Genomic DNA, 15345 nt, shown 5'->3' with positions numbered 1-15345 from the left:
CTCACATCCCCCGATCCGCGCGGTGGCCGCCCAGTTCGTCGCCGGTGTAGTACTTCTTCAGCTCGTCGAGCTCGAAGAGGTCGAACAGGTCCGGGCGCATCGCCGGCTGGGGCTGGTGGTTCAGCTCCACCTGCGGACCGTCGGGCCCGTCGACGAGGGAGCAGTTGAGCAGCTCGCGCCGCCAGTTCTCGTCCATCGCCGGGTAGTCGTCGCGGGTGTGGCCGCCGCGGCTCTCCTGCCGCTCCAGCGCGGCCATCGCGATGCACTGGCTGACCATCAGCATGTTGCGCAGGTCCATCGCGAGGTGCCAGCCCGGGTTGTACGCCCGGCCGCCGGAGACCCCGACCCGCGGGATGCGGTCACGCAGCTCCGCGAGCCGCTTGAGCGCCATCTCCATCTCGTCGGCCCGGCGGATGATCCCCACCAGGTCGTTCATCGTCTGCTGCAGCTCCTGGTGCAGCGTGTACGCGTTCTCCTCGCCGCGGACCGCGAACGGCTTCTCCGACTCCGCGAGCGCCGCGTCGACGGCCGCGTCCGTGACGGCGGGCGCGCCGGTCAGGCCGTCGAGGTACTCCGCCGCCCCCGCCCCGGCGCGGCAGCCGAAGACGAGCAGGTCGGACAGCGAGTTGCCGCCCAGGCGGTTGGAGCCGTGCATCCCGCCCGCGACCTCACCGGCCGCGAACAGTCCGGGCACCACCGTCGCGGCCGTGTCCGGGTCGACCTCGACCCCGCCCATCACGTAGTGGCAGGTCGGGCCGACCTCCATCGGCTCGGCGGTGATGTCGACGTCGGCCAGCTCCTTGAACTGGTGGTACATCGACGGCAGGCGCTTGCGGATGAACTCCGTGGAGCGGCGGCTGGCGATGTCCAGGTAGACCCCGCCGGCCGGCGACCCGCGCCCCTCCTTGACCTCGTTGTTGATCGCCCGGGCCACCTCGTCGCGCGGCAGCAGCTCGGGGGGCCGCCGGTTGTTGTCGGCGTCGGTGTACCAGCGGTCCCCCTCGTCCTCGCTGGTCGCGTACTGCTCGCGGAACACGTCGGGGACGTAGCGGAACATGAACCGCTCGCCCTCGGAGTTCTTGAGGACGCCGCCGTCGCCGCGGACGGACTCGGTGACGAGGATGCCCTTCACGCTGGGCGGCCAGACCATCCCCGTCGGGTGGAACTGGACGAACTCCATGTTGATCAGGCGGGCGCCCGCGCGGAGCGCCAGGGCGTGGCCGTCGCCGGTGTACTCCCAGGAGTTGCTGGTGACCTTGAACGACTTGCCGATCCCGCCGGTGGCGAGCACGACCGCCGGGGCGTGGAAGCAGAGGTACTCCCCCGTCGGCCGGCGGTAGCCGAAGGCGCCGGCGATGCGGTCGCCGTCCTTGAACAGCTCGGTGACGGTGAACTCGTGGAAGACCTTCAGGTCGGACTCGTGGTCGCCGGTGCGGGCGTGGTCCTCCTGCTGCAGCGAGACGATCTTCTGCTGCAGGGTGCGGATCAGCTCGAGCCCGGTGCGGTCGCCGACGTGCGCGAGACGCGGGAACTGGTGGCCGCCGAAGTTGCGCTGGCTGATCTTGCCCTCGGGCGTGCGGTCGAACAGCGCGCCGTAGGTCTCGAGCTCCCAGACGCGCTGCGGCGCCTCCTTGGCGTGCAGCTCGGCCATCCGCCAGTTGTTGAGGAACTTCCCGCCGCGCATGGTGTCGCGGTAGTGGACCTCCCAGTTGTCGCGGGGGTTCGCGTTCCCCATCGACGCGGCGATCCCGCCCTCGGCCATCACCGTGTGCGCCTTGCCGAACAGCGACTTCGACAGGATCGCGACCCGCTTGCCCCGCATCCGGGCCTCGATCGCCGCGCGCAGGCCCGCGCCGCCGGCGCCGATCACGAGGACGTCGTAGGTGTGGTGGACGACGTCGGGCGTCCCGGAGGTGTCGGCCATCAGTTCACGATCCTCAGGTCGGAGATGGTGCCGCTCGCGACGAGCATGATGTAGAGGTCGGTGAGGATCAGCGTCCCGATCGTGATCCACGCGAAGAGCATGTGCCGCGTGTTCAGCGCCGAGATCCCGGTCCAGATCCGGTAGCGCACCGGGTGCCGCGAGAAGTGCTTGAGCCGCCCGCCGGTGATGTGGCGGCAGGAGTGGCACGACAGCGTGTAGAGCCACAGCCCGATCACGTTGACCAGCAGGATGACGTTGCCGAGACCGATCCCGAACCGGGCCGAGCCGTCGGGGGCGTCGCTCTGGAACGCGACCAGCATGTCGTAGGTGTTGATCAGCGAGATCAGGACCGCAAAGTAGAAGAAGTAGCGGTGCGCGTTCTGCAGGATCAGCGGGAAGCGCGTCTCACCCGTGTACTTGCCGTGCGGCTCGGACACCGCGCAGGCGGGCGGCGACATCCAGAACGCCCGGTAGTACGACTTCCGGTAGTAGTAGCAGGTGAGCCGGAAGCCGAGCAGGAACGGCAGCGACAGCAGCGCGAGCGGGAGCCACGGCGGGAACTCCGGCAGGAACGTCCCGAAGTGGCTCGACCCCGGCACGCAGCTCGCCGAGAAGCACGGCGAGTAGAACGGCGAGAGGTAGTGGTACTCCGACACGTAGTACGCCGATCCCCAGAACGACCGGATCGTCGCGTACACGACGAACGTGGCCAGCCCGAGGGCGTTCACCAGTGGCGCCAGCCACCAGCGGTCGCGGCGGAGGGTTCGGGCCCGGATGTCCGCGCGGCCGGGGTTGTCGGCCGATGGCGCTCCGGGGTCGTGCGCTGTGGTGGTCACTCGCACCGGTCCTCGTCGACGGGGCTCGCGTGACGGCCGGTGCCGCGTCCCCGTGGCGGAGGGGCGCACCTCGGCACGGCGTCACGCCGTGTGGTGCGCAGCACACTACGACCAGGCATTCCCGGCTGTCGTCCGGGTCACAGGTGATGTTGTCGTGATCCCCGTCACCCGAGCGGCGGCGGAGCGTCATCCCCAGTCGTCAGAGCGCCTCGTCGTCCGGAACCGTGTCGTCGAGCTCCGCGCCCCGACCCGCCATCTCGGTGCGGACGACCTCGTAGGCCAGGCCCGCGCCGTAGCCCTTGCGGGCGAGCATCCCGACGAGTCGCCGGGCCGCCGCCTCGGGCTCCACCCGGTCCAGGGAGCGCAGACGGCGCCGGACCAGCTCGACGGCCTTGGCCCGCTCCGACTCCGGGTCGAGCTCGGCGACCGCGGCGCTCGTGGTCTCCGCGTCGACCCCCTTGCGGCGCAGCTCCTGCGAGAGCGCCCGACGCCCGAGCCCCCGGTGGCGGTGCCGGGAGTCGACCCACTGCTCGGCGAACGCCGTGTCGTCGAGCAGGCGCACCTCCTCGAGCCGGTCGAGCACCGCGGCGGCCACGTCGTCGTCGACGTCCCGCCGGGCCAGCTCGGTGGCCAGCTCGGCCCGCGTGCGCGCCCGGATCGTGAGGAGGTTCAGGCAGATCGTGCTGGCCACCGACTCCGGGTCGGCGGGCGGCTCGGGCGGACCCTCCCGCTCCGGTTCCTCCCGGGCGCGGCGCCGCGGCCGCTGCCCGAGGGCCATCAGAAGTCGACCGGGGCCGGCGCCGGCTGGGTCTCGTCGGCGTCGAGCTTCGGCCCGATCCCGAGCTTCTCCTTGATCCGCTTCTCGATCTCGCCCGCGACGTCCGGGTTCTCCCGCAGGAACTTCCGGGCGTTCTCCTTGCCCTGGCCGAGCTGGTCGCCGTCGTAGGTGTACCAGGCGCCCGACTTGCGGACGAAGCCCTGCTCGACGCCGACGTCGATCAGCGAGCCCTCCTTGGAGATGCCCTGGCCGTAGATCATGTCGAACTCGGCCTGCTTGAACGGCGGCGCGACCTTGTTCTTCACGACCTTGACGCGCGTCCGGTTGCCGACCGCGTCGGTGCCGTCCTTGAGCGTCTCGATCCGCCGGATGTCCAGGCGCACCGACGAGTAGAACTTCAGCGCGCGGCCACCGGTGGTGGTCTCCGGCGAGCCGAACATGACGCCGACCTTCTCGCGCAGCTGGTTGATGAAGATCGCCGTGGTGCCGGAGTGGTTCAGCGCACCGGTGATCTTGCGCAGCGCCTGGCTCATCAGGCGGGCCTGCAGGCCGACGTGGCTGTCCCCCATGTCGCCCTCGATCTCGGCGCGGGGCACGAGCGCGGCGACGGAGTCGACGACGATGATGTCGAGCGCGTTCGAGCGGATCAGCATGTCCATGATCTCGAGCGCCTGCTCGCCGGTGTCCGGCTGCGCGACCAGGAGGGCGTCGGTGTCGACGCCGAGCGCCTTCGCGTACTCCGGGTCCAGCGCGTGCTCGGCGTCGATGAACGCCGCGACGCCGCCCTGGGCCTGCGCCTGGGCGACCGCGTGCAGCGTGACGGTCGTCTTCCCGGAGGACTCCGGGCCGTAGATCTCGACGACGCGGCCTCGCGGCAGCCCGCCGACGCCGAGGGCGACGTCCAGGGCGATGGAGCCGGTCGGGATGACGCTGATCGGCGCGCGGCCCTCGTCGCCCAGCCGCATCACCGAGCCCTTGCCGAACTGCTTGTCGATCTGCGCCAGGGCGAGCTCGAGCGCCTTGTCGCGATCCGGGGCCTGAGGCATTCGGGGTTCCCCCTCGGGACGGGTGTGGTCTTCGGCGGCGACGGTAGGACAGGGGTCCGACAACATCGCACGAGCAGGTCTTCGGCTGTGGACAACGCGGGCGGCCGGTGCCGGTGTGGACGACCGCCTCCGGCGTTCAGACTAGACGAACACGTGTTCGATCCAGGAGGGGGACACGCCGGTCACCCCCGGGCGGTCTCACCGGCGGGACGCCGGCACGTCGAACTCGGCGCACACCGCCCGCCAGACCTCGCGCGGTTCCTCGCCGTCCTCCAGCGCCTGCTCCACCGTCCGGCCCGCGAGCGCGGAGAACACGTGGTCCCGGGCGATCGAGGACGCGCGCACGGCGCCGAACTCGTCCTCCATCAGCTGCCGGAAGTGGGTCAGGCGCACGCCGTCGAGGGTAGGTGGCGACCCGTCGTCGGGAACGGGCCCCTCAGGAGACGACGAGGGTCCGCTCCCGCTCCCAGATCGCCGCCCACGGCTCCTGGCGGCCGGTGAGCAGCCAGACGGGGGTGTCGAGGTCCTCGCCGCCGAGCCCGCGGGCGCCGTCGCCGCTGATCTCGCCCACCCGCCGGACCTGCGCGAACGACCCCCGCAGCACGCCCGGGTCCGGTCCGACGTAGAGCGCGGCGTCGAGGTCGTCCGACGGCGGGGTGAAGTACCCGTAACTGCGGTTCAGCGAGGCCGCCGGCGGCAGGCCGAGGGCCCGGGGGGCCGCGTCGACGTAGGCCGCGTAGATGTACGAGCCCCCGACGATCGCCGTCCGGTCCCGCTCCGGCGCCGGGAGGGCGTCGTGGGCGTTCGCGGTCGCGGTCGCGGTCGCGGTCGCGGCCACGATCCGGTCGGGGACCACCGGGCTCGCCAGCGCGGTCGACAGGTGCAGCACCGCGGCGGCGAGCGCGACGGCCAGGGCCGACGCGGGCCACGCGACCCACCGGAACCGGGCGCGGCCCGCCTCGCGCCGCCCCTGGAGCCCGACCGCACCGGCCGCGGCGAGCAGCCCGTACAGGCCGGCGAGGTAGTAGGGCCGCCCCGGGGCGAGGACGACGAGGAGCGCGACGACCGCCGTCGTCACGCCGAGGAACCGCAGGTCGGGGGTCCGGAGCAGCCGGACCAGGCCGTAGGCGCCGAGCGGGGCGCCGAGCAGGCCCGCACCCACGACCGTCGCGGCGGCCACGCCGGCCCGGCCGCCGTAGAGCGGCCCGGCCTCGGCGGCGACGACCGCCCCCATCGCGAGCTGCGGCCAGCCGTGGGCGGCCTGCCAGATCAGGGTGGGCGCCGCGATCGCGGCGGCGAGCAGCGCGCCCACCCACAGCAGCGGGCGACGGAGCAGCGTCCGCGGGCCGCAGAGCGCCACGGCGACCAGGAGCGCCGCGCACAGTCCGAACACCTGGAACTTGGTCTGCGCCGCGATCCCGACGACGAGGCCCAGGGCCACCAGCAGCCGGTCGTCGCGCGTCCGCACCCATCGCACGAGCAGCCAGCCGATCGCCAGCCACTGCACCGGCTCCAGCGCGTAGGGCGTGAGCCAGTGGCCGAAGAGCGTGGCCCAGATCCCCGTCGCCTGCGCGGTCGCGGCCAGCGTCTGGGCCCGCCGGTCCCCGCCGAGCTCCCGGGCGATCAGGGCGGCGAGCAGGACCGCGCCCGCGGAGGCCAGGACGACGGGCAGCCGCATCACCCACTGCCGGTCGGGCGCGATCGCGTCGGCGGCCGCGGCGAGCAGCGGCGCGACCGGGGGCTGGTCGGCCGAGCCCCAGTCGAGGTGGTGGCGGCCGATGGCGAGCATGAGGACCTCGTCGAACCAGCGGCCGTCCGGGACCGACAGCACGAACTGGACCACGCCGACCAGTCCCGCCACGAGCCCGGCGGCGGCCGCGAGCGGCGGGACGGCCCGCGTGCCGACGGGAGGGGGCGGCGCGGTGACGGTGGACATGGCGGTCAGCCTCACGCGACCGGCCGGTCGGGCGCCTCGGGTGTTCGTGCCCGGTCGGGTCATCCTTCGGTCACCGGGTCGTCGACCTTCGGAGGAGGCCCGCCGTCGGGGGTCGGCACTAGCGTCGGCGGTCGTGAGGACGTCGACGCTGCACCCGCGTCTGCTCGACGGCGGCGCGGCCGCGATCGCGCTGCTCGGCGTGTGGCTCTCGCTCGGCCCGGCGCCCCCGGTCTTCCCCGAGGCCCCGGCCTGGTGGTGGATCGACCTCGCGGGCGGGCTCGTGGCCACCGGTCTGCTCCTCGCCCGCCGGCGGGCACCGGTCGCGGTGGCGGTGGCGATCGGGCTGACCGGCCTCGTCGTCACCACCGCGTGGCTCGCCGGTGCCGTCGCCACCTTCGCGGTCGCCGTGCGCCGCCCGTGGCCCGTGGCGGCCGTGCTCAGCGGCGTTTCGCTCGCGATCAGCCCCGTGCAGTGGACGTTCCGCGACGTCCGGCCCGACTCGACGTCGTGGGGCACCCTCGGCTGGGCGGTGCTCATCTCCGCCGCCGTCATCGCCTCCGGCGCCGCCGTGCGGGCCCGGGCCCAGTTGCTCGAGTCCCTCGTCGAGCGGGCCCGGCGGGCCGAGCGGGAGGCCGCGCTGCGCGCCGAGGCGGCCCGCACCGGCGAGCGGACCCGCATCGCGCGCGAGATGCACGACGTCCTCGGGCACCGCCTCTCCCTGGTCTCCATGCACGCGGCGGCGCTCGCGCACCGGCGGCGGGGCGGCCGGGCGGTCGACCCGGCCGAGATCGACGACGCGCTGGAGGTCATCCGCACCGGGGCGCAGGACGCGCTGAACGACCTGCGGGTGATCCTCGGCGTCCTGCGCACCGAGGGCGAGGACGCCGCGGACGCCGAGCGCGCCCCGCAACCGACGCTCGCCGACCTCGACCGGCTCGTCGACGGCGTCCGCGCCGCCGGGGCCGAGATCGCCCTGCACGACGACCTCGTCGGCGGGGCCGCCGCCGTCCCCGACGAGTGCGGGCGCACCCTGTACCGGATCACGCAGGAGGCGCTGACGAACGCCGCGCGGCACGCTCCCGGGTGCCCCGTCGAGGTGCGCCTGCACGGCCGCGCCGGGGGCGCGGCGGAGCTGGTGGTCGCCAACCCGCTGCCGGCGCCGGTGCCCGTCGGGCCGGGCGGCACGGGCCTCGTCGGCATCGCCGAACGCGTCGAGCTCGCGGGCGGCGAGGTGCTCTCCTGCGGTCCCGACGGCGGGTCCTTCCGCGTCGCGGTGCGCATCCCCTGGCCCGCCGCGGTGCGCCGGGCGGCGGAGGTCGCGTCGTGATCGCGGTGCTGATCGTGGACGACGACCCCCTCGTCCGGTCCGGGCTGCGCCTGATGCTCGGCGGGGCCGACGACCTCGAGGTGGTCGGCGAGGCCGCGGACGGCGACGAGGTCCCGGCCGCCGTGGCCGAGCACGCGCCCGACGTCGTGCTGATGGACCTGCGGATGCGCCGGGTGGACGGCGTGCGCGCGACCGCCGGACTCGCCGCGCGCCCCGGGGCGCCCGCCGTCCTCGTGCTGACCACCTTCGAGACCGACGACGACGTGCTGGACGCCCTGCGCGCGGGCGCGGTCGGCTACCTGGTCAAGGACACGGCCCCGGCCGAGATCGAGGACGCGGTGCGCCGGGCCGCGCGCGGCGAGCCGAGCCTGTCGCCCGGCGTGGCGCGGCGGGTCATCTCCGCCGCCACGGGCGGGCCGAACCCCGCGCGGGAGGCGACCGAGCGGCTCGCGGCGCTCTCCGAGCAGGAGCGGGCGGTGGCCGCGGCGGTCGGGCAGGGCTGGGGCAACGCGCGGATCGCGGCCGAGCTGCTGCTCTCGCTGTCGACGGTGAAGACCTACCTGTCCGCGGCGCTCACGAAGCTCGACCTGGAGAACCGGACGCAGCTGGCGCTGCTGGCCCGCGACGCCGGGCTGACGGTGGCCGCCGATCGGTAGCCTCGGTGTCGTGGATGTCCTCTTCGCGCAGATCGGCCTCCCGACCCCGGCCGGCTACGAGTGGCTCGGACCGGTGCTGGCGGTCCTCGGGCTCGTCGCCGCGCTCGTGGTGCTGCTGCGTTGGTGGTTCTCCCAGCGACGGTGAGCGGGCGGTGACTGTCGGACCCGAGGGGTATGCATGACGCTGTGACCGTTCTCGACCGCTTCTCCCCCGCCACGCGGGACTGGTTCACCGGGGCCTTCGGTGAGCCGACCGCCGCGCAGGCGGGCGCGTGGGACGCGGTCGCCGACGGGGAGCACGCCCTGGTCGTCGCTCCCACCGGCTCGGGCAAGACGCTGGCGGCGTTCCTCTGGGCGCTCGACCGGCTGGCGTCCGCCCCGCTGCCCGAGGAGCCGACGCGGCGCTGCCGCGTGCTCTACGTGTCGCCGATGAAGGCGCTGACCGTCGACGTGCAGCGCAACCTCCGCTCACCCCTCGCCGGGCTGCGCCAGGCCACGCACCGGCTCGGGCTGCCGGAGCCCGACATCACCGTCGGGTCCCGCACCGGCGACACCCCGGCCGACGAGCGGCGCACCTTCAACCGGACCCCGCCCGACGTCCTGGTCACCACGCCGGAGTCGCTGTTCCTGCTGCTCACGTCCGCAGCGCGGGAGTCGCTGCGCGGGGTCGACACCGTGATCGTCGACGAGGTGCACGCCGTCCTGGCCTCGAAGCGCGGGGCGCACCTCGCGCTGTCGCTGGAACGCCTCGACGCGCTGCTCGACGCGCCCGCGCAGCGGATCGGGCTGTCGGCGACCGTGCGGCCGGTCGAGGAGGTGTCGACCTTCCTCGCGGGCGGGCGCCCGGTGCGGGTGGTGCAGCCGGAGTCCACGAAGGTCGTGCAGGTCGGCGTGGTCGTCCCGGTCGAGGACATGAGCGCCCTGGACGCCGGCGACAACCAGAGCGGCCCGGGGGTCGAGGAGGAGGTCGAGGGCTCGGCGGCCGGTGCGGCGCAGCGGGCGTCGATCTGGCCCGCGGTGCAGGAGAAGGTGCTCGACCTCGTCGAGGCCCACCGCTCCACGATCGTCTTCGCGAACTCGCGTCGGCTGGCCGAACGGCTGACGGCGCGGATCAACGAGCTCGCCACCGAACGGGCGGCCGTGGCCCAGGCCGAGGCCGAGCCGGTCGACCTCGACGAGGAGACGGACGAGGAGACGGACGAGGAACCCGTCGTCACGAGGGGACCCTTCCCGGCGGAGGCGGTCGGGCAGTCCGGCGTGGCCGAGCCCGCCGAGGTGATCGTGGCGCGGGCGCACCACGGCTCGATGAGCCGCACGCAGCGCACGCTCGTGGAGGAGGCGCTGAAGTCCGGGCAGCTGCCGTGCGTGGTCGCCACGTCGAGCCTGGAGCTCGGCATCGACATGGGCGCGGTGGACCTCGTGGTGCAGGTCGAGGCGCCGCCGTCGGTGGCGAGCGGGCTGCAGCGGGTCGGGCGCGCGGGCCACCAGGTCGGCGCCGTGTCCGAGGGCGTGGTGTTCCCGAAGTACCGGGGCGACCTCGTCTCGTGCGCGGTCGTGGCCGAGCGTATGGCGGCCGGGAAGATCGAGGCGATGCGCTACCCGCGCAACCCGCTGGACGTCCTGGCCCAGCACGTCGTCGCGATGACCGCGATGGAGAACTGGTCGCTGTCCGACCTGACGGCGCTCGTCCGGCGGGCCGCACCCTTCAGCGGGCTGCCCGACTCGGCGATGACCTCGGTGCTCGACATGCTCGCGGGGCGCTACCCGAGCGAGGAGTTCGGCGAGCTGCGGCCGCGCATCACGTGGGACCGGGTCACCGACGAGCTGGCGGGCCGGCCGGGCGCCCAGCGCCTCGCGGTGACCTCCGGGGGCACGATCCCCGACCGCGGGCTCTACACCGTCGTCACCCCCGGCTCCGGGGAGAACGGCACGGGCGGCTCGCGGGTCGGCGAGCTCGACGAGGAGATGGTCTACGAGTCGCGGGCGGGCGACACGTTCCTGCTGGGGTCCACCACCTGGCGGGTCCTCGACATCACGCGCGACCGGGTGATCGCCGAGCCCGCGCCTGGGGTGCCGGGCCGGATGCCGTTCTGGAAGGGCGACGCGCTCGGCCGGCCGCTGGAGCTCGGTCGCGCGCTGGGGGCCTTCGTCCGCGAGATCGCCGGGGCCGACGACGCCGCGGCGCGGGAGCGCGCGGCCGCGGCGGGACTCGACGCCTGGGCGGTGGACAACCTCGTCGGCTACCTCGGTGAGCAGCGGGACGCGACGCGGCACGTCCCGAGCGACCGCACGATCGTGGTCGAGCGGTTCCGCGACGAGCTGGGCGACTGGCGGATCGTCGTGCACTCGCCGTTCGGGGCGCAGGTCAACGCCCCGTGGGCACTGGCGATCGCGGCGCGGTTCCGCGAGCAGCGCGGGCTGGAGGTCTCGGCGGCCTCGGCCGACGACGGGATCGTGCTGCGGCTGCCCGACACCCTCGACGACACGGGCGCGGAGATCCTCCCCGGCGCCGAGGACGTGCTGCTCGACCCCGACGAGGTCGACCAGCTGGTGACGGCCGAGGTCAGCGGGTCGGCGCTGTTCGCCGCGCGCTTCCGGGAGTGCGCAGCCCGGTCGCTGCTGCTCCCCCGCCGCGATCCGACGCGGCGCACCCCGCTGTGGCAGCAGCGGCAGAAGGCCGCCCAGCTGATGTCGGTGGCCTCGAAGTACGAGCAGTTCCCGGTCGTGCTCGAGACCTACCGGGAGTGCCTGCAGGACGTGTACGACGTGCCGGGGCTGGTCGAGCTCATGCGCGACGTCCGGTCGCGGGCGGTGCAGGTGGTCGACGTCGCCACGCCGTCGGCCTCGCCGTTCGCGCGCACGCTGATGTTCGGCTACGTCGGGATGTTCCTCTACGAGATGGACGCCCCGCTGGCCGAACGGCGGGCGGCGGCGCTCTCGCTGGACTCGACGCTGCTCGCCGAGCTGCTCGGGTCGGAGGCCATCCGCGAGCTGCTCGACGTCGAGGTCCTGGCCGAGGTCGAGGCGGGGCTGCAGCGCACCGACCCCGAACGCCACGTGCGCGACGTGGAGGGCACCGCCGACCTGCTCCGCTTCGTCGGCGACCTGACGACCGCGGAAGCCGCCGGGCGCGGGGTGCGCGAGGAGTGGCTCGCGGAGCTGGAGACCGCCCGGCGGGCGCTCCGGGTCAAGATCGCCGGGGAGCGGCGGTGGGTGGCCATCGAGGACGCGGGGCGGCTGCGCGACGCGCTCGGCGCCGGCCTGCCCGTCGGCGTCCCCGAGGCGTTCACCGAGCCGGTCGCCGACCCGCTGGGCGACCTCCTCGCCCGGTACGCCCGCACCCGCGGCCCGTTCCCGGCGTCGGCCGCCGCGCGGCGCTTCGGGCTCGGGCCGGCCGTGGTGTCGTCGGTGCTGGAGCGCATGGCCGGCGCGGGTCGGCTCGTGCGCGGGGAGCTGCGGCCGACCGACGCCCCGCCCATCCCGGGCGACACCGGACCGGCCGACGGCGGCGGGATCGACTTCTGCGACGCCGAGGTGCTGCGCCGCATCCGGCGGGGGTCGCTGGCCCGGCTGCGGGCGGAGGTCGAGCCCGTCGAGCCGGCGGCGCTCGGACGGTTCCTCCCGTCCTGGCACGGCATCGGCGGGCGCCGCCGCCGCGCGCCGAGCCCGGACGACGTGCTCAACGTGATCGAGCAGCTCGCGGGCGCCCCGGTGCCCGCGAGCGCGTGGGAGTCGCTGGTGCTGCCGGCCCGGCTGCCCGGCTACACGCCCGCGCTGCTCGACGAGCTCACCACCGCCGGCGAGGTGACCTGGACCGGCTGCGGCACGCTCTCGGGCGGGGACGGGTGGCTCGCGGTCGCCCCGGCCGACATCGCCGACCTGATGCTGCCCGAGCCCGACGACGGGTTGGACGGGTCGCCGCTGCACCGGGCGCTGCTCGAGGCCCTCGACGGCGGGGGCGCACTGTTCTTCCGCACGCTGGCCGACCGCGCGGGCACGATCCTGCGCGACGCCGGTGAGACGATCCCCGACGACCCGACCACGGTCGAGGCGCTGTGGGACCTCGTGTGGGCGGGCCACGCCACGAACGACACCCTCGCCCCGGTCCGGGCGCTCGTGGCGGGCGGCGGCGGCCGGTCGAAGGCCGCGCACAAGCAGCGCCGCGCGCCGTCGCGCGGCCGCTACGCGCGGGTGGGGCGGCCGCAGATGCCCTCACGCACGGGCCCGCCGACCGTGGCGGGTCGCTGGTCGGCGGTGCCGGAGCGGGAGCCGGACCCGACCCGGCGCACGCAGGCCCGGACCGAGTCGTTCCTCGAACGGCACGGGGTGCTCACCCGCGGCGCCCTCGACACCGAGCGGATCACCGGCGGCTTCGCCGGCATCTACCCGGTGCTGCGCGCGATGGAGGAGTCGGGCCGCTGCCGCCGGGGCTACGTCGTCGAGGGGCTCGGCGCGGCCCAGTTCGCGGTGCCCGGCGCGATCGACCGGCTCCGCGCCACCTCCCGCGACGACGACGCCTCCGCCCGCGGCCAGCAGGCCCTGGTCCTCGCCGCCACCGACCCGGCCCAGCCGTGGGGGGCCGCCCTGGAGTGGCCGCCGACCCGCGCGGCGCAGGACGGCACCACCGGGCACCGGCCGGGTCGCAAGGCCGGCGCGCTCGTGGTGCTCACCGACGGGGAGCCGACGATCTACGTCGAGCGCGGGGGGAAGTCCCTGCTGTCGTTCACCGACGACCGCGACCGGCTGACCGAGGCCGCGACGGCGCTGACCACCGCCGTCCGGGACGGGTCGCTCGGCGGGTTGTCGGTGGAGCGCACCGACGGGTCGAGCGCACTGGACGGTGTGCTCGCCGAGGCGCTGGGCGAGGCCGGGTTCCGGAACAGCCCGAAGGGCCTGCGCATCCGGGCGTGAGCCGGCCGCCGGCGGGGCCGGGCGCGCGGTCGGGCCGGGGCGGGCAAGATGGGACCCGGCAAGGCCGTTCACGAGAGGGAGACCGATGGCGCTGGCGTGTCCGAGCTGCGAGGTCGGAGCAGCGGAGTACGTCGGGATGGCGGACGACGGCCGCAACGAGATGCGGTGCACGTCGTGCGGCCACCACTGGATGCACGGCGCCCGCCCCGTGTCGCCCCGGGCGGTGACCCCGAAGCCCGTGAAGACGCCCGCGCCGCGCGCCCGCGCGCCCCGGGCGACGGCAACCACGACGACGACCACGCGCCCGGCCCCGGCCCCTGCGGCCACGGCCGCGCCGGTGGTGCGGCGGTTCCCGACGCTCGACGACGTCCCCGGCGAGGCGCTGCAGCGCCTGGCCGCCCTGAAGGCCGCGTGGCCCCGCGCGCGGCCGCGCCCCGACCCCTACGCCGCGGACTTCCGGCGGCTGTACGAGCTGATGTTCAGCCGCGCCGGGCTCCCGCACGCCGAGCCGGGGCAGCTGAAGGACTTCGTCACCACCGACGTCCTGGCCCTGTCCGGCAACACCTCGTCGTTCTCCCGCGAGTGGCGCAAGCTCGGCGACCGCGACGCCTCGCAGCGGTTCCGCGACGCGATCGAGTACCTGCTGCGCGGCGAGAGCGGGGACGACGAGCAGTCCCCGGACGACCCGCCGCTCGAGGACCGCTTCACCGCCCTCGTGGACCAGACGAGCCCCCACGCGATGGGCGGGGCGCGCGAGTCGGTGCTCACCCACGTCCTCGCCGTCGCCCGCCCGGAGCGGTTCCTGCCGATCCTCACCGTCGACGGCGGGTCGGGCGGCGAGGGCAAGCGCGAGATCGTGGCCTCGGTGCTCGGCGTGGAGCTCCCGCCGGTCGACCGCGGGCGCCACACGATCGGCCGGGTGGCGTGCGGCTCGAACGACCTGCTCGTCGACGCGCTCGGCGCGGGCTTCGCCGACCTCGACGACGCGGCCGCGTTCCTGCTCTGGGCCCACGGTCAGGCCTGAGAGCCCTGTGTCAAGCCGGGGCGGCTGGGAGCAGGGTCTGGAGGCCGCCGTGGCGCTCGGGCTGGTAGGTGGTCTGGTCGTTCCAGCAGCGCCAGATCACCCGTAGCCAGGCTCGGGCGAGGATCCGGACGGCGTGGGGGTGGCGTTTGCCGCGGGCGCGGGCTCGGTCGTAGATGTCGCGGGCCCAGGGGCTGGCTTGTCGGCTGTCGGCAGCGAAGTCGACGAGGGCTTCGCGCAGTTTCTTGTCGCAGCTGTGGCGGAATGCGACGTGGTGGCGCTTGCCGCTGGCGCGGGTGGAGGGCGCAACGCCTGCCGCGGCTGCCAGCGCGGTGTCGTCGGGGAACCGGGATCGGCAGTCGCCGATCTCGGCGAGCAGGAGCGCCGCGCGGTTGACCCCGGCGCGAGGCAGGCTGGCGAAGGTCGGACCGTCGGGGTGCAGGGCGAGACTCTCAGCGATTTGGCCGTCGAGGACCTCGATGCGGGTGCGCAGGTCGCGGAGCGTCGCCACCAGCTGCTCGGTGATCACGGTCATCGCGTGTTCGGCGGGGCCGGTGATCCCGGTCGGCGCGCGGTCGAGGTGGGCGAAAAGTTCCTCGGCGGTCTTGCGTCCGCAGTAGCCGGCTCCGGCTAGCCAGGCGTTCATCCGCTTCGCGGAGAGCCAACTGGCCTTGCTCGGTCCTGGGAAGCGGGCCAGGAACCGCAGGCTGATCGGGCTGTCGAGGGCGGCGAACAGGCCGACCGCGGCAGGGAAGCAGGCCAGCAGGTGAACCGCCCCGGCTGGTGGTGAGGCTCTGATGTAGCAAGGAGACTGCTGCTGTGGCCCCACCTCGGAAGTTCGACCCGGAGACCCGGGCTCGTGCGGTGCGCATGTATGAGGACCGGTTGCGTGATCACGGGGACTCGAAGC

The 15345-nt window shown here is 74.6% G+C and carries 12 protein-coding genes; 5 read left to right on the top strand and 7 right to left on the bottom strand.

The features are described from left to right. Position 1: 1 nt before the first annotated feature. From LN037_RS21510 to LN037_RS21485, 6 genes are all read right to left on the bottom strand, one after another. On the bottom strand, positions 2 to 1924 hold the full coding sequence (locus LN037_RS21510; protein ID WP_230756612.1) for a fumarate reductase/succinate dehydrogenase flavoprotein subunit: 1923 nt from the start codon (positions 1922 to 1924) through the stop codon (positions 2 to 4). Beyond that, on the bottom strand, positions 1924 to 2760 hold the full coding sequence (sdhC, locus tag LN037_RS21505) for a succinate dehydrogenase subunit SdhC (protein WP_230756607.1): 837 nt from the start codon (positions 2758 to 2760) through the stop codon (positions 1924 to 1926). The genes LN037_RS21510 and sdhC overlap by 1 nt, the downstream gene beginning before the upstream one ends. Positions 2761 to 2959: 199 nt before the next feature. Further along, entirely contained in the window at positions 2960 to 3538 is a 579-nt protein-coding gene (locus LN037_RS21500) for a regulatory protein RecX (RefSeq protein ID WP_230756604.1), read from the bottom strand. Further along, positions 3538 to 4584, bottom strand: a complete 1047-nt coding sequence (gene recA / locus LN037_RS21495; protein ID WP_230756602.1) for a recombinase RecA — start codon at positions 4582 to 4584, stop codon at positions 3538 to 3540. Before recA ends, LN037_RS21500 begins: the two co-directional genes overlap by 1 nt. A 198-nt stretch (positions 4585 to 4782) precedes the next feature. Then, on the bottom strand, positions 4783 to 4977 hold the full coding sequence (locus LN037_RS21490; protein ID WP_230756599.1) for a DUF3046 domain-containing protein: 195 nt from the start codon (positions 4975 to 4977) through the stop codon (positions 4783 to 4785). 43 nt (positions 4978 to 5020) lie between these two features. After that, positions 5021 to 6520 carry an ArnT family glycosyltransferase gene (locus tag LN037_RS21485; RefSeq protein WP_230756596.1) on the bottom strand — a complete coding sequence of 500 codons (1500 nt, stop codon included), beginning with the start codon at positions 6518 to 6520 and terminating at the stop codon, positions 5021 to 5023. Positions 6521 to 6653: 133 nt separating this feature from the next. On the opposite strand from LN037_RS21485, the gene LN037_RS21480 reads away from it, so the two are divergent. From LN037_RS21480 to LN037_RS21465, 5 genes are all read left to right on the top strand, one after another. Continuing rightward, positions 6654 to 7847 carry a sensor histidine kinase gene (locus LN037_RS21480; RefSeq protein WP_230756594.1) on the top strand — a complete coding sequence of 398 codons (1194 nt, stop codon included), beginning with the start codon at positions 6654 to 6656 and terminating at the stop codon, positions 7845 to 7847. After that, complete coding sequence (locus tag LN037_RS21475) at positions 7844 to 8503, top strand: response regulator transcription factor (RefSeq protein ID WP_230756591.1); 660 nt, start codon at positions 7844 to 7846, stop codon at positions 8501 to 8503. Before LN037_RS21480 ends, LN037_RS21475 begins: the two co-directional genes overlap by 4 nt. Positions 8504 to 8513: 10 nt before the next feature. Beyond that, positions 8514 to 8648, top strand: coding sequence for a hypothetical protein (locus LN037_RS32825; RefSeq protein ID WP_255694665.1), 135 nt, complete (start codon positions 8514 to 8516; stop codon positions 8646 to 8648). 29 nt (positions 8649 to 8677) lie between these two features. Continuing rightward, the gene (locus tag LN037_RS21470) at positions 8678 to 13414 is read left to right on the top strand and encodes an ATP-dependent helicase (protein ID WP_230756588.1); all 4737 of its coding nucleotides are present in this window, start codon (positions 8678 to 8680) and stop codon (positions 13412 to 13414) included. A gap of 85 nt (positions 13415 to 13499) precedes the next feature. Beyond that, complete coding sequence (locus LN037_RS21465) at positions 13500 to 14438, top strand: zinc ribbon domain-containing protein (RefSeq protein WP_230756585.1); 939 nt, start codon at positions 13500 to 13502, stop codon at positions 14436 to 14438. A gap of 10 nt (positions 14439 to 14448) precedes the next feature. Here LN037_RS21465 and LN037_RS33790 read toward each other — a convergent pair whose 3' ends face one another. After that, entirely contained in the window at positions 14449 to 15264 is an 816-nt protein-coding gene (locus LN037_RS33790) for a transposase (protein ID WP_230756580.1), read from the bottom strand. Positions 15265 to 15345 lie beyond the last annotated feature (81 nt).

It is taken from the genome of Actinomycetospora soli, from assembly GCF_021026295.1.
In the GTDB taxonomy this organism is placed as follows: Bacteria; Actinomycetota; Actinomycetes; order Mycobacteriales; family Pseudonocardiaceae; genus Actinomycetospora; species Actinomycetospora soli.
This window is presented reverse-complemented; position numbering and strand designations above follow the sequence as displayed.

Coding starts and splice junctions, on each gene's coding strand:
- LN037_RS21510 (WP_230756612.1), bottom strand. CDS start 1,924: ATGGCCGACACCTCCGGGACGCCCGACGTCGTCCACCACACCTACGAC.
- LN037_RS21500 (WP_230756604.1), bottom strand. CDS start 3,538: ATGGCCCTCGGGCAGCGGCCGCGGCGCCGCGCCCGGGAGGAACCGGAG.
- recA (WP_230756602.1), bottom strand. CDS start 4,584: ATGCCTCAGGCCCCGGATCGCGACAAGGCGCTCGAGCTCGCCCTGGCG.
- LN037_RS21485 (WP_230756596.1), bottom strand. CDS start 6,520: ATGTCCACCGTCACCGCGCCGCCCCCTCCCGTCGGCACGCGGGCCGTC.
- LN037_RS21470 (WP_230756588.1), top strand. CDS start 8,678: ATGCATGACGCTGTGACCGTTCTCGACCGCTTCTCCCCCGCCACGCGG.
- LN037_RS21465 (WP_230756585.1), top strand. CDS start 13,500: ATGGCGCTGGCGTGTCCGAGCTGCGAGGTCGGAGCAGCGGAGTACGTC.